Source organism: Stutzerimonas stutzeri, from assembly GCF_002909485.1.
Classification (GTDB): domain Bacteria; phylum Pseudomonadota; class Gammaproteobacteria; order Pseudomonadales; family Pseudomonadaceae; genus Stutzerimonas; species Stutzerimonas stutzeri_AH.
This window is the reverse complement of sequence record NZ_PPXG01000002.1, coordinates 54,378-67,630: the sequence shown is the minus strand read 5'-3', so window position 1 is coordinate 67,630 and position 13,253 is coordinate 54,378. Positions and strand designations below refer to the sequence as shown.

General features: G+C 64.2%; 16 protein-coding genes and 1 pseudogene. 4 read left to right on the top strand and 13 right to left on the bottom strand.

The window, feature by feature from the left end:
- The first annotated feature begins 39 nt into the window (after positions 1-39).
- A complete protein-coding gene (locus tag CXK91_RS03905) occupies positions 40-1,890 on the top strand; it encodes a TonB-dependent receptor domain-containing protein (protein ID WP_103455057.1) in 1,851 nt (616 codons plus the stop codon).
- Positions 1,891-1,912: 22 nt separating this feature from the next.
- Here the strand turns inward: CXK91_RS03905 and CXK91_RS03900 are convergent, their stop codons facing one another.
- The 12 genes from CXK91_RS03900 to nrdR form a co-directional block, all read right to left on the bottom strand.
- Positions 1,913-2,713, bottom strand: a complete 801-nt coding sequence (locus CXK91_RS03900) for a cobalamin-binding protein (RefSeq protein ID WP_103455056.1) — start codon at positions 2,711-2,713, stop codon at positions 1,913-1,915.
- Complete coding sequence (locus tag CXK91_RS03895) at positions 2,713-3,120, bottom strand: hypothetical protein (protein ID WP_103455055.1); 408 nt, start codon at positions 3,118-3,120, stop codon at positions 2,713-2,715. The genes CXK91_RS03900 and CXK91_RS03895 overlap by 1 nt, the downstream gene beginning before the upstream one ends.
- Entirely contained in the window at positions 3,117-3,734 is a 618-nt protein-coding gene (gene ribA, locus CXK91_RS03890; protein WP_103455054.1) for a GTP cyclohydrolase II, read from the bottom strand. The genes CXK91_RS03895 and ribA overlap by 4 nt, the downstream gene beginning before the upstream one ends.
- A 114-nt stretch (positions 3,735-3,848) precedes the next feature.
- A complete protein-coding gene (locus CXK91_RS03885) occupies positions 3,849-4,493 on the bottom strand; it encodes a retropepsin-like aspartic protease family protein (RefSeq protein WP_103455521.1) in 645 nt (214 codons plus the stop codon).
- Between the two features lie 89 nt (positions 4,494-4,582).
- On the bottom strand, positions 4,583-5,080 hold the full coding sequence (locus CXK91_RS03880; RefSeq protein WP_103455053.1) for a phosphatidylglycerophosphatase A family protein: 498 nt from the start codon (positions 5,078-5,080) through the stop codon (positions 4,583-4,585).
- 50 nt (positions 5,081-5,130) lie between these two features.
- Complete coding sequence (gene thiL, locus CXK91_RS03875; RefSeq protein WP_103455052.1) at positions 5,131-6,093, bottom strand: thiamine-phosphate kinase; 963 nt, start codon at positions 6,091-6,093, stop codon at positions 5,131-5,133.
- A gap of 12 nt (positions 6,094-6,105) precedes the next feature.
- The gene (nusB, locus tag CXK91_RS03870; RefSeq protein WP_003281759.1) at positions 6,106-6,591 is read right to left on the bottom strand and encodes a transcription antitermination factor NusB; all 486 of its coding nucleotides are present in this window, start codon (positions 6,589-6,591) and stop codon (positions 6,106-6,108) included.
- Positions 6,588-7,064: a 6,7-dimethyl-8-ribityllumazine synthase gene (gene ribE, locus CXK91_RS03865; RefSeq protein ID WP_003289143.1), complete on the bottom strand. Its 477-nt coding sequence runs from the start codon at positions 7,062-7,064 to the stop codon at positions 6,588-6,590. The genes nusB and ribE overlap by 4 nt, the downstream gene beginning before the upstream one ends.
- A 59-nt stretch (positions 7,065-7,123) precedes the next feature.
- Complete coding sequence (gene ribBA / locus CXK91_RS03860) at positions 7,124-8,203, bottom strand: bifunctional 3,4-dihydroxy-2-butanone-4-phosphate synthase/GTP cyclohydrolase II (RefSeq protein WP_103455051.1); 1,080 nt, start codon at positions 8,201-8,203, stop codon at positions 7,124-7,126.
- An 11-nt stretch (positions 8,204-8,214) separates the two neighbouring features.
- The gene (locus CXK91_RS03855) at positions 8,215-8,877 is read right to left on the bottom strand and encodes a riboflavin synthase (RefSeq protein WP_103455050.1); all 663 of its coding nucleotides are present in this window, start codon (positions 8,875-8,877) and stop codon (positions 8,215-8,217) included.
- Between the two features lie 522 nt (positions 8,878-9,399).
- Positions 9,400-10,500, bottom strand: coding sequence for a bifunctional diaminohydroxyphosphoribosylaminopyrimidine deaminase/5-amino-6-(5-phosphoribosylamino)uracil reductase RibD (ribD, locus tag CXK91_RS03850; protein ID WP_103455049.1), 1,101 nt, complete (start codon positions 10,498-10,500; stop codon positions 9,400-9,402).
- The gene (gene nrdR / locus CXK91_RS03845) at positions 10,497-10,964 is read right to left on the bottom strand and encodes a transcriptional regulator NrdR (RefSeq protein WP_103455048.1); all 468 of its coding nucleotides are present in this window, start codon (positions 10,962-10,964) and stop codon (positions 10,497-10,499) included. The genes ribD and nrdR overlap by 4 nt, the downstream gene beginning before the upstream one ends.
- 114 nt (positions 10,965-11,078) lie before the next feature.
- Between nrdR and CXK91_RS03840 the strand changes: the two genes are divergently transcribed.
- The 3 genes from CXK91_RS03840 to thpR are packed head-to-tail and all read left to right on the top strand — an operon-like array spanning position 11,079 to position 12,692.
- On the top strand, positions 11,079-11,504 hold the full coding sequence (locus CXK91_RS03840) for a YbaY family lipoprotein (protein WP_103455047.1): 426 nt from the start codon (positions 11,079-11,081) through the stop codon (positions 11,502-11,504).
- The gene (locus CXK91_RS03835; RefSeq protein WP_103455046.1) at positions 11,501-12,154 is read left to right on the top strand and encodes a class I SAM-dependent methyltransferase; all 654 of its coding nucleotides are present in this window, start codon (positions 11,501-11,503) and stop codon (positions 12,152-12,154) included. Before CXK91_RS03840 ends, CXK91_RS03835 begins: the two co-directional genes overlap by 4 nt.
- Positions 12,155-12,170: 16 nt before the next feature.
- Positions 12,171-12,692, top strand: coding sequence for an RNA 2',3'-cyclic phosphodiesterase (thpR, locus tag CXK91_RS03830; RefSeq protein ID WP_103455045.1), 522 nt, complete (start codon positions 12,171-12,173; stop codon positions 12,690-12,692).
- Between the two features lie 22 nt (positions 12,693-12,714).
- On the opposite strand, the pseudogene CXK91_RS03825 reads toward thpR, so the two are convergent.
- Positions 12,715-13,170 (bottom strand): annotated as a pseudogene (locus CXK91_RS03825) (YeeE/YedE thiosulfate transporter family protein); the annotation flags it as partial.
- Between the last annotated feature and the right edge of the window lie 83 nt (positions 13,171-13,253).

The window sequence follows — 13,253 nt, the reverse complement described above, 5'->3', positions numbered from 1 at the left end:
CCTCCTCAAAAGTCTGCGATCTTTTGAGGAATTCCAAGAATGAAACTGTCCCGACTTGCCCTGGCTGTGGCGTTGCTGCCTGGCATGCAGGTGTTTGCTGCTGAGCAGGAGCTGCCGAGCATGCTCATCACCTCCGCCCGCCAGGCCGAACCCCGCGCCCAGGCCACTGCAGCCAATACCGTTTTCACCCGATCCGATATCGAGCGCCTACAGGCACGCAGCGTGCCCGAACTGTTGCGGCGCGTGCCAGGCGTACAGGTGGGCAGCGCGGGCGGCGTGCCGTCGCTTTCGCTGCGTGGCACCGGAACCGCGCAAACACTGGTACTAGTCGACGGCCAACGCATTGCTTCAGCCACCAGCGGCTTCGCCCGTCTCGACTATCTGGCCATCGACAACATCGAGCGTGTAGAAGTGATCCGCGGTCCACGCTCCTCGCTGTATGGCGCCGACGCCATCGGCGGCGTCATCCAGATATTCACCCGCGGCGGCAAGCCGGGCCTGCACCCCGAAGTCCGCCTGGCCGCCGGCAGCGACCAGACCTTTCAGCGCAGCCTGAGCCTCGCAGCCGGAACGGAGAAGACTCGTGTCCACCTTGGCGCCAGCCTCGACGAGCGCGACGGCTTCGATATCACCCGCGACAATCGTGGCGCCGATCGGGACAACGATGGCCAGCGTAATAAAGCGCTGCACCTGAAGCTGGATCACCAGTTCGACGCGCACTGGAAGGCCGGCCTTAGCTTTAACGATCAGCGTGGCAAGAATGAGTATGACGATGCGTACGAGTTCGCTCCCGGCACGCCGCAGGACGAGTTTCGCGTCAGCAGCTACAGCGGTTATCTGGATGGTCAGCTGACTAGGATCTGGAACAGTCGTCTGGAGCTCGGCCGCAGTTTTGATCGTAACCGCGCCGTCGGCTCCAATTACAACGACGGCCTGCTGGAAACCACCCGCCACTCAGCTGCCTGGATCAATCGCCTGCAACTCAGCGAGCATCAGCAACTAAGCCTTGGCAGCGACTGGTACGAGGACCGTCTAGATGCCACGACCGTCTATCAGGAAGACAGCCGTGACAACCACGCCTTTTATGCCCAGCACAGCTTCCAAGGCGAGCAGTTCGGCACCGAACTGGGGCTGCGCCACGACGACAATCAGCAGTTCGGTAGCCATAACAGCTGGAACGCCGCGTTCAGCTTGCCGGTGGGGGAGTCGCAACGCTGGATTCTGAGTTACGGCGAGGGCTTCCGCGCGCCGACGTTCACCGATCTGTATGCACCAGCAGCCTGGGGTCCCAACCCGGAGCTGAAACCGGAAAACTCGAAGACTTACGAATTGCAATGGCGCGCCGAGCTTGACGACACCCAACTCGAAGCCGCGCTCTACCGCACCGACATAGAAGACATGATCGCCTGGGGTGGAACCCGGATGGAAAACGTCAGCCATGCACGGATCAACGGCTTCGAAGTCAGTGCGGCGCGTGAGCTACTGGGTTGGCAGGTGGGTGTTGGTGTGAGCATCATCGATCCTCGCGATCGGGATACCGGCCATACTCTGGCACGCCGCGCAAAACGCACGCTTAGCGTCGACCTCGATCGCACCTTCGGCACGCTGTCGGCTGGTGCCGGCTGGCACGTTTCCAGCGCGCGCTACGACAATGCCGCGAACACCCGCGAGCTGTCCGGCTATGGCGTCTTCGACCTCAGAGCAGCCTGGCAGAGCCATTCCGAATTGCGCTGGGAGGCGAAGGTCAACAACCTGTTCGACCGCGACTACGCGCTGGCGACCTACGACCGTCCAGACGGAGCTAACTGGTGGGATCCGTCGCAGAGTTATGGCTATCGCGAGGCGGGGCGCACCCTGCTATTCGCCGTCACCTGGACGCCCTCGCTCTAATCGCATTTACAGGCGCGCCCGCTCAGGGCGCTGCCGCCATCACTTCGCAGAGCTTCCCGATCGCACCCAGCATCTGGAAGCTCGGCCGCTCCAGGCCCTTGTCGGGCACTTCAAGCAGCCGACCGCTGCGCACGGCACTGAGCTGTGGCCAGGCCTTCCATTCATCCAACTGCGCGCCGCTGCCGGCCAAGATGACTTCAGGATCGCGTGCGAGCACGGCCTCGATACTGACCTGCGGCGCCGACAGGGTCAGATCGGCAAAGACGTTGCGGCCGCCGCAGACTTCAATGGCTTCGCTGATGATCTGCTGCCCGCCGAGGGTATACAGAGGGCGGTTCCAGATCTGATAGAAAACTCGCACCGGCTGTTCACGGGCATAGCTCCTGCGTAGCGCAACCAGGCCCTGGCGAAAATGCTCGGCCAAGCGCTCACCTTGTTCAGCGCGACCCACGGCTTTACCCACCACAACGAACTGTTCGGCCAATCCCTCTAGACGGGTTTGTTCGACAACTAGAATGGGAATACCGAACTGTTGCAGCTGCTCGCGCTGGCTACGCGGCACGCTGTCCGGCCAGAGCAGTACGAGGTCCGGGCGCAGGCTGAGCAGGGTTTCCATCTCTACCTGGCCATAACGACCTACCGAGGGTACGGACTGCAGCGCAGTGGGGCGGTCGCCGCCATCCAGCACACCGACCAACCGGTCGGCAGCATCGAGTTCGAGCATGATCTCGCTGAGCGATGGCGCCAGACTCACCACCCGCTCGGCAGCCAACGCAGGCAATGACGCCAGGGAAATCAGCGCGGCGAGTAGTAGACGTCGCATCAATGCAATTGCCGCGGAATGCGGTAGAGCACCAGCAAGACCAGGCTGCCAAATACCAGTAACAGGCGAGCAACGGGCTCCATGCCCAGCAGCGCGCCCGCGGCGGCAAACCAGGCCGGTAACGAGGCGATCAGCAGGCCGCGACGGCGCACGCGACGCAGATGGCTCCAGGCGTCGGGCTCTGCCGGGCCGTTCAGCGCCTGCTCGGCGGCGATCAATGCATGTTTGAATCGGGTGAAGGCCCGCAGGCTGAAGAACAGCGAAACCAGGCCAGCAGCGAAGAGTGGCAACCCCCAGTCGGCCAACACGACCGATGCGCGCCCAAGAATCAGCACCGGCAGCACCATCAGCAGCGTATGCAGCCAGCCGTCGCGCGCAAGCTGGCGGCGGGCGGCGGCTCGCGTCATGACTGATCGGCTTCGCCCTGGTGAATCTCGCCGAGCATGTGACCAAGCTTGCCGGCCTTGGTGGCGAGATATTTGCGGTTATGCGGGTTGTGGGCGATCTGCAGCGGCATACGCTCGGCCACGCGAATGCCGAACCCCTGCAGCGCCTTGACCTTACGCGGGTTGTTGGTCATCAGCTTGATTTCGGCAATGCCCAAATGTTCGAGCATCGGCAGACAGATGGCGTAATCGCGCATGTCCGGCGCGAAGCCGAGGCGCTCGTTGGCCTCGACGGTATCGGCGCCGGCGTCCTGCAATTCATAGGCGCGGATCTTGTTCAGCAGACCAATACCCCGACCTTCCTGCCGCAGATAGAGCAGCACGCCGCGGCCCTCATCGGAAATCGCGCGCAGTGCCGCTTCCAGCTGAAAGCCGCAGTCACAGCGCAGGCTGAACAGGGCATCACCGGTCAGGCACTCGGAATGCAGACGGCCCAGCACCGGCTTGCCATCGGCCACATCGCCCAGGGTCAGCGCGACATGCTCCTTGCCGGTGTCCTGGTCGAGAAAACCATGCATGGTGAACACGCCGAACGGCGTCGGCAGTAGGGAAGCGGCGACGAACACGACAGACACGGGCGGAAATCCCAGAAGGCAGAAAAGCGAACATTGTAACACCAACCAAAAGCTGCAAGCGTGGCTGCTGACGCCCGAACTCCGTCATGCTCTCCTGCAGCTTATAGCTGTTTTTTACGTTTTCGACTCCAGCACCAACATGCCCTGCTCCTCGCGCCAGCTGACGCGGCCGAGGAAACTCATGCCGAGCAGCGCCTCGGTGGGCGAGCCACCTTCGACGACAACCGCTTCCACCCCAATGACCTCGATTGCCCCAACCTTGACGCTGTTGAGGTGCACGCGCCAGGCCTTCGCCGTGCCGCTGGCCGTGTTCACCACCATTGGCCGCCCGTTGACCCGATAGTCGATGCCGAGTCGGCGTGCCTGGTGCTCGTTGATCGCCACCGATGTGGCGCCGGTATCCACGAGAAACTGTATTGACTGGCCGTTGATCGTACCGGCAATCCAGTAATGGCCGCCGGTGCCTTTGGCGACGCTCAGCTGGGTCTTGCTTGGTGTGGCGTAGGCGCCGCTGTATTCGCGGCTCAGGCTGTAGTGACGCTCGACGCCGTCGACCCGCAGCACCGCGCCGCTGGCATCGGCACTGACCACCTGAACGCCGCCCGGCCCGGTCTGGCCGACCTTGACCAGCTTGCGCTGGCCGTCGACATTGACCACCGCGGCCCCCGGGAATAGCCCGACCACCTGCACCATGGATGCTGCTTGCGTCAGAGCGGGCAGCAGCAGAAGGCTGGCACACAGAACGTGGATGTTACGCATGGCTACTTTTTCCTCGAAACCAGGCCGTTCGGACCGGAGCGGCCGATCATCCATGAACAGCCGGTACGCTGCAGCGACCAGACGCACAATCAAACCAATAGCGCCACCAGCCCCTGCATGACGGCCCAGGCCGCGACGCCGGCAAGGATGTCATCGAGCATGATCCCGATACCGCCGTGGATGTGGCGATCGACCCAGCTGATCGGCCAGGGTTTGACGATATCCATCACACGGAAGATGACGAAGCCGAGCAGCATCCAATACCAGCCTTCCGGCACCAGCCAGAAGGTGATCCAGATGCCGACGAACTCATCCCAGACGATGCCCTCATGGTCATGTACACCGAGTTCGCGCGCCACCTTGCCGCACAGCCAGACGCCGAACAGCATGGTCAGGCCGAGCATCAGCAGATAACCCCAGCCTGGCAGCAGTTGCCACAGTGGCACGAACGGCAGTGCAACCAGCGAACCCCAGGTTCCCGGCGCCTTGGGCATCAGCCCGGAACCGAAGCCGAACGCCAGGTTGTGCCAGGGATTGGTCCAGACCAGGGTTTGCGGCTTGGCCGCGACCGGCGAGGAATCAGTCAAAACAGCGTTCCTTATCGGATCGGAGGCAAGCGGCTGCTCCGCAGCGGCGCTTACGCATTGAAATGGTTGTAGCCGCGTTCGGAGACGGGCAGTTCGTTGCCCGCCGCATCGAACAGCTGCACGCCCTGCCCCGCCGCCACTCGGCCAATGACATGCACCGGCCAACCGGCGTCGCGCAACGCGGGTAGTTCAACGGGCGGCAGCGTAAAGGCGAGCAGATAGTCATCGCCGCCGGCCAGCGCACAGCGCAACGCTTCCGCCTCACCAGCAAAACGCCGCAAAGGTTCGGATAGCGGCAGGCGATCACACTCGATCTGCAGCGCGACGCCCGAAGCCTTGGCAATATGCCCGCAATCGGCCAGCAGCCCGTCGGAGATATCCAGCGCTGCCGTGGCCTTGCCTCGTAGCACCTCGCCCAGGGCCAGCTGCGGTTGCGGCGACCAGTAACGCGCCAGCAGGTGTTCGGCGACATCCGCATCGGCTTCGGCCTGCCGCAACACCAGCGGCAACGCGCCGGCCGCCTCGCCCGGCGCGCCGCCAACGCAGAGCAGATCGCCGACCTGCGCGCCGGACCGAACCAGCGCCTGCCCTGCCGGGACGCGACCGAACACCGTGACGGTCAGGCTCAGCGGGCCTCGGGTGGTGTCGCCGCCAATCAGACGCAGGCTGCAGTCGAGCGCCATCACGTCCAGCCCACGGGCAAGCTCCGCCAGCCAGAGTGGATCTCCAGCAGGCAGAGTCAGGGCAAGGGTGAAGCCGATGGGCGTGGCGCCCATGGCGGCAAGGTCACTGGCGGCCACGGCCAACGCGCGCTGGCCGAGCAGGAAGGGATCGCAAGGGTCGGGGAAATGCACCCCGGCAACGAGGGTATCGGTGGACACGGCGAGTTGCTCGCCGCCGGGAATCTGCAACAGGGCACAATCGTCGCCAATGCCGAGAACGACTTCGCCGCCAGCCCTGGCACAAGCGGCGGCGGCGAAGTAGTGACGAATCAGCTCGAACTCACCCAGCAAGGCGAGCCGCCCTCAGCGCTTGTGGTTGCGCACTTCGGCGCTGCGCAGCGTGGGGGCCAGCTTGTCCAGCACGCCGTTGACGAACTTGTGTCCGTCGGTGGCGCCATAGACCTTGGCCAGCTCGATGCCTTCGTTGATGACCACGCGGTAAGGCACGTCGATGCGCTGCATCAGCTCGTAGGTGGACAGCCGCAGAATTGCCAGTTCAACCGGATCGAGCTCGTCCAGCGGACGGTCGAGATTCGGCGCGATGGCGCCGTCGACTTCGCTCTTGCTGCGCGCGACACCGGTCAGCAGCTCATGGAAGTAGCTGCCATCCACGCCGGAGAAATCGTTGTCGACGCGAAACTGCGCCTCGATCTCGTTCAGACTCTGGCCAGCCATGTGCCACTGATACAGCGCCTGCATCGCCAGGCTGCGGGCAACCCGGCGCGTGGCGATCTTGCCCTTTGCCTTGGGCTGTGGAGCGTCCTGGCTGTCGTCGTGATTCAGGCTCACTTCGCCTCCAGCTGCGACAGCAGGCTCACCATTTCCAGTGCGGAGAGTGCGGCTTCGGCGCCCTTGTTGCCGGCCTTGGTGCCGGAGCGCTCGATGGCCTGTTCGATGGAATCGACGGTCAGCACGCCAAAGGCGACCGGTACACCGAACTCCATGGAAACCTGGGCCAGGCCCTTGGTGCATTCACCGGCGACGTATTCGAAGTGCGGCGTGCCGCCACGAATGACCGCGCCGAGGGCGACGATGGCGTCGTATTCACCCTGCTGGGCGACCTTTTGCGCGACCAGGGGAATCTCGAAGGCACCCGGTGCGCGGATGATGGTGATGTCGTTCTCGCTGACGCCGTGGCGAACCAGCGCGTCGACCGCGCCGCTGACCAGGCTTTCGACGACGAAGCTGTTGAAGCGGCCTACGACCAGGGCGTACTTGCCCTGCGGGGCGATGAAGGTTCCTTCGATGGTCTTCAGGGGCATGGGTGCTTTCTCATCTCTTTAAAGAACGAAGGCGCCGCGGACTGCGCGGCGCCTCTGATTTATTCGGCCGGGAGGTATTCTACAACTTCCAGATCAAAGCCGGATATCGCGTTGAACTTCATCGGCGCGCTCATCAGGCGCATCTTGCGCACGCCCAGGTCACGCAGGATCTGCGAACCGGCGCCGACGGTGCTGTAGGTGGCCGGAGTCGGCGGTTGCTGACGGGTCAGCTGCGCCAGCAGCTGCGGGCCGGTCAGCGGGTTGCCGAGCAGCAGCACCACGCCACTGCCCGCCTTGGCGACTTCGCTCATCGCCGCACGCAGGCTCCAGCGACCCGGCACGGTGACCAGCAGCAGATCACGCAACGGCTCCATGTTGTGCACGCGCACCAGCGTGGGTTCCTCCGGGGAGATTTCGCCGCGGGTCAGCGCCATGTGCACGGTGTCCTCGACGCCGTCGCGATAGGTGACCAGCTTGAACTGGCCCAGCTCGGTTTCCAGCGGCTGTTCGGAAACCCGCTCGACCGTGCGCTCGTGGATCATGCGGTAGTGGATCAGGTCGGCTATGGTGCCGATCTTCAGCCCGTGCTGCTCGGCGAAAAGCTCCAGCTCCGGGCGACGGGCCATGGTGCCGTCGTCGTTCATGATTTCGCAGATCACGCCGCTGGCCTCGAAACCGGCCATGCGCGCCAGGTCGCAGGCTGCCTCGGTGTGGCCGGCACGCGCCAGTACGCCACCCGGCTGGGCCATCAACGGGAAGATATGGCCAGGGCTGACGATGTCTTCGGCTTTCGCACCACGCGCCACCGCGGCCTGCACGGTCCGTGCGCGGTCGGCGGCAGAGATGCCGGTGGTCACGCCTTCAGCCGCCTCGATGGAGACGGTGAACTTGGTGCCAAAGCCCGAGCCGTTGCGCGGAGCCATGAGCGGTAGTTTGAGCAGCTCGCAGCGTTCGCGAGTCATCGGCATGCAGATCAGGCCGCGGGCGAAGCGCGCCATGAAGTTGATGTGCTCGGCGGTCACGCATTCGGAAGCGACGATGATGTCGCCCTCGTTCTCGCGGTCCTCGTCATCCATGAGGATGACCATCTTGCCGGCGCGGATGTCTTCGATCAGTTCTTCAGCGGTATTGAGCGCCATCGGGCGTCTCCTCAATTCTTCAGGTAGCCGTGCTCGGCGAGAAAACCTTCGGTGAGCCCCGAGGCCTTGGGTTCGGCGGCCTTGTCGCCCATCATCAGGCGCTCCAGGTAACGCGCCAGCAGGTCGACTTCCAGGTTCACCTGCCGCCCGGGGCGGTAGTCGGCCATGATGGTTTCGCCGAGGGTGTGCGGCACGATGGTCAGCTCGAATTCGGCGCCATTGACCGCGTTGACCGTGAGACTAGTGCCGTCGACGGTGATTGAGCCTTTCAGCGCGATGTACTTGGCCAGCTCGCGCGGGGCACGGATGCGGAACTGCACCGCACGTGCATTATCTTCCCGGGAGACGACCTCGCCGACACCGTCGACATGACCGCTGACCAGATGGCCGCCGAGGCGGCTGGTAGGGGTCAGGGCCTTTTCCAGGTTGACCCGGCTGCCGGCCTTGAGGTCGATGAAGGCGGTGCGTGCGAGGGTTTCGCGACTGACGTCGGCCCAGAAGCCGTTGCCCGGCAGCTCGACCGCCGTCAGGCAGACGCCGTTGACCGCGATGCTATCGCCCAGCTTGACGTCGCCCAGATCCAGCTTGCCGGTGTCGACCAGCACGCGGACGTCGCCGCCCTTCGGCGTGAGCGCACGAATGGTGCCGATGGCTTCGATTATTCCGGTGAACATGTGGCCTCCCGTGGAAGGCGGGTAAAACGTTGCATACGACGAACTCCTGTTTTTGAAAAACAGGGCGCTACGGATCGATAGGGATGCATGACGGGCGCACGGACGGCGTCCATCGGGATATCCCGCTCTCTCTCATCCGGACTATACCGTCGGCCCCGGAATCACACCGGGTCTGCTGACCTTGCCGAAGCAAGCGCTCGCGGGCTAGACGCGATTGAAAGCTACTGCGCACAGAGCATGCTGCGTTGTGGTCCTCCTCGAAGTACTCATTTACCAGGGTAAACTCCGCCTTCTCGTCGAATCACGCCTTGCCTGCTCAGCGCTCGCTACGCTTTCATCCTTGTAACTGCGCCATTACCGCCGGTGGGGAATCGCACCCCGCCCTGAGAACGTTGGGCCGCTTGCGGCCCGGCAGCGTTTTTAACACAAATAGCGGCGCGGGGCAGCCCGATATCGCCAGATAGCAGCTATGAGGGTGCAAGACGAAGGCTATCGGCCGACGCAGCCGGCATGCCTTGCCGATCAGCTGGCCGGGCGCGCCACGATCTTCCAGTCGTCACCCACCGAGCGAATGTCGACAATCTTCAGCTCGCGCGCCTCGCTCATGCGTTCCAGAGGCAGCTCCAGCAGCGGGCGCGCCGTGGAGCCGAGAAACTTGGCCGCCATGAACACTTGGTATTCGTCGATCAGGCCGAGACTGGCGAACGCACCGACCAGCCGAGGTCCGGCCTCGACCAGCACCTCGTTGGCACCACGGGCAGCCAGCTCACGCAGCAGCGCGGTCAGGTCGACCCGTTCCCGGCCCAGCACCAGCAGCTCATGCCCCGCACCAGCGAACGCACCCTCATGGCCAACGACAGTGGTCGCGACCAGCGCTGGACCAGCCTGAAAGAACGGCGCATCCAGCGGAACACGCAAGCGGCCATCGACCAGCACACGCAGCGGCGGGCGCTGTAGCGCCAGCGCGGTGGTTTCCGCATCCAGCCCCAGTTCGGCGCTGCGTACGGTCAGCCGCGCGGCATCCATCAGCACGGTGTCGGCGCCGGTCAGCACCACGCTGGAACGGGCACGCAAGCGCTGCACCTCGGCCCGAGCCGCCGGGCCAGTGATCCACTGGCTTTCGCCGCTGGCCATCGCGGTGCGCCCATCCAGGCTCATCGCCAACTTGGCGCGAACGAATGGCAGGCCACTTTCCATGCGCTTGATAAAGCCGCAATTGAGTTCGCGTGCCTCGGCTTCCAACACACCGCTGGCGACTTCGATACCCGCGCTGCGCAGCAGCTGCAGACCACGCCCGGCGACCTGCGGATTGGGATCTTGCATCGCCGCCACCACCCGGCCGACACCAGCCTTGACCAGCGCTTCGGCACAGGGCGGCGTACGTCCGTAGTGGCTGCAGGGTTCGAGGGTTACGTAGGCGGTAGCGCCGCGCGCACGCTCACCGGCTTGGCGCAACGCGTGGACTTCGGCATGCGGCTCACCGGCCCGTACGTGCCAGCCTTCACCGACCAGTTCGTCGCCAGCGACGATGGCGCAACCAACCCGCGGGTTCGGATGAGTCGAATACAGCCCCTTGCGCGCCAGCTGCAGCGCGTGGGCCATCCAGGCGTGATCGGTGTTCATTCGGGCTTCGACGGCTCGCGGGATAGCCGCTCGATTTCCTCGCGGAACTCGTTGAGGTCCTGGAAACGTCGATACACCGAGGCGAAGCGGATATAGGCGACCTCGTCGAGCTTCTGCAGCTCGGCCATCACCAACTCGCCGAGCACGCGTGACTTGATCTCGCGCTCACCGGTGGCACGCAACTGATGCTTGATGTGGGCAATGGCCGCTTCAAGGCGCTCGACGCTAACCGGTCGCTTCTCCAGCGCACGCTGCATGCCGGCGCGCAGCTTCTGCTCGTCGAACGGCTGTCGACTGCCGTCGGACTTGATCAGGCGCGGCATCACCAGCTCGGCGGTTTCGAAGGTCGTGAAGCGCTCGCCACAGGCCAGACACTCGCGGCGACGGCGCACCTGATCGCCTTCGGCAACCAGGCGGGAATCGATGACCTTGGTATCGTTGGCAGCACAGAAGGGACAATGCATGGGGCTGAAATCGGTCGTACGTCGGGACGGCCATGGTAGCGCATCCGACCGGCAAGACAAGGCGACGGCTTTGCTGCTATACAAGCCCGCACCCCGTCTTTCAGGAGCCTTTCCGTGCTGCCACGTCTACTCGTTCTGCCCGCCCTGCTGGCCCTGCTTGGGGGCTGCAGCAGTCAGCCCAGTGAACCGCCATCGGCACCTGTCGAGTTGAGCAGCGCACCGCACTCCAAGCTGCTCAATGAGCTGAGCGGCAGCCTCATCGGCGCGCCGACTGGCAGCGACGTGGAGTTGGCGCTGCTGGAAGTCGATCGCCGCGATCAGCCGGATCGCCTGCTCAGCAACGTCCAGCTAAAGGGCCGTGGCAGCGAGCTGCCATTCATCCTGCAATTCAACCCCGACGCCTTCCCCACCGGCCAGCGCGTGGAGCTGCGCGGCCGTGTTACCCAGGCTGGCCAGCTGATCATGAAACTACCATCGCGCACGATTGCCAGCCCCGCCAGCCAGGCACTCGGCCCACTGCAGCTGGTCCCGGCGCCGTGACGGCACCTGCAACATTACAGGCGGCGCTGAACGAACTACTGGGCGACGCGCGCCTGGCATCCGAACCGCTGCCGGGAACCGATTTAAAGTTATGGCTGATAGACGCCGCCAATATGGACCGCGCTTTCAGCCCGGAAGAAACCCGCCGGATTCTCGAAGACCCTCCGTACTGGAGCTTTTGCTGGGCCAGCGGCCTGGTGCTGGCCCGCTGGTTTGCCGAACGGCCGGAGTGGGTGCGCGGCAAGCGCGTGCTGGATTTCGGTGCCGGCTCAGGTGTCGCGGCCATCGCCGCCGCCAAGGCAGGCGCGGCCGAAGTGGTGGCCTGCGATCTCGACCCGCTGGCGCTCGCCGCCTGCCAGGCCAACGCCGCGCTCAATGACGTCGAGCTACGCTATTCCCAAGACTTCTTCGGCGAGGCGGATCGCTACGATCTGATCGTCGTGGCCGATGTGCTCTACGACCGCGCCAACCTGCCGCTGTTGGATCACTTCCTCAGCCGCGGGCGCGAAGCGCTGGTGGCCGACTCGCGGGTGCGCGATTTCGCTCATCCGCTGTACCAACGTCTTGATGTGCTGGATGCCTGCACCTGGCCGGATCTAGCCGAGCCGGCTGAGTTTCGCCGGGTCAGCCTCTATCACGCGACGCGCTAGTCGCACGGAGACCACCATGAGCGAGGAAAACCTGCGGCTGTTCTTCGCGCTGCCCTGCCCGCCCGAGCAGGCGGCCGCCATCTGTACGTGGCGTGACAACCAAGCCCTCGGCGGTCAACCCGTTTCGCGCGAGAACCTGCACCTGACTCTGGCATTTCTCGGCTCACAGCCGAAGGATCATCTCGACGCCCTGTTGCAGATGGCGACGACGGTGCGGACCGATTCATTCAGCCTCACCCTCGACCGCTTAACCACGATCGGAAAAGGCTTCATCTGCCTGCAGCCCGGCACCACGCCTCCCGAACTACTGCAGCTTGTCGCAGCGCTGAGCGAGCGGTTGGCGGCGCTTGGCGTAATTCTCGACTGCCGCCCCTTCCTGCCGCACCTGACGTTGAGCCGCCAGGCCCGGAGCCGGCCGCAGAAGCCCGCTCCGGATTTCAGCTGGCACGTCGATCGCTTCGTGCTCTACCGCTCACGCAATACCGAGGATGGTGTGCACTACGACGAACTGGGAAGCTGGCCGCTGGCTGCGCCATAGCAACCCAAAGGCTGCAATGGCCAGGCAACAGGCAGATCTTCACGCCGATCCAGGCACCACCCACGGTAGCCAGCATGACCGCCCTGGACTGCAGCGAGAACATCGGAATGCCGGTGAAGAAACCCGCCAGGTTGCAACCCATTGCCAGCCACGCACCGAAGCTAGCGACGATGCCTCCGATCAGCCCCTGCAGCAGACACCGCTTGCTGGTCGGCCAGCGCAGGCTGACGTTGTTTGCCCATAACGCCGCGCACAGTGCGCCAAGCAACATACTGATGATCATCACGCCATCGATGCGATCCAGCGGAGTACCGGACAGGCCGATCAGTTTGAAGTAGCCCCATTCCTCGGGCGTGTAGCCGAACCAGAAGATGACGTGACCACCCCAGCGAGCGAACTCGCCGGTAACGGCCCAGAAGGTGCCGGTGATCGCGAAGTAGTAAGCGGACGCGACACCCAGCGCGACGAGCGCGGGCAAGGGCGATCAGAAGCGCACGAGATAGCGCTCCCGAAAGCCGGAGAGGAAGGTCATGTACAGCTCCTTTGACGCGCGACTGCAAA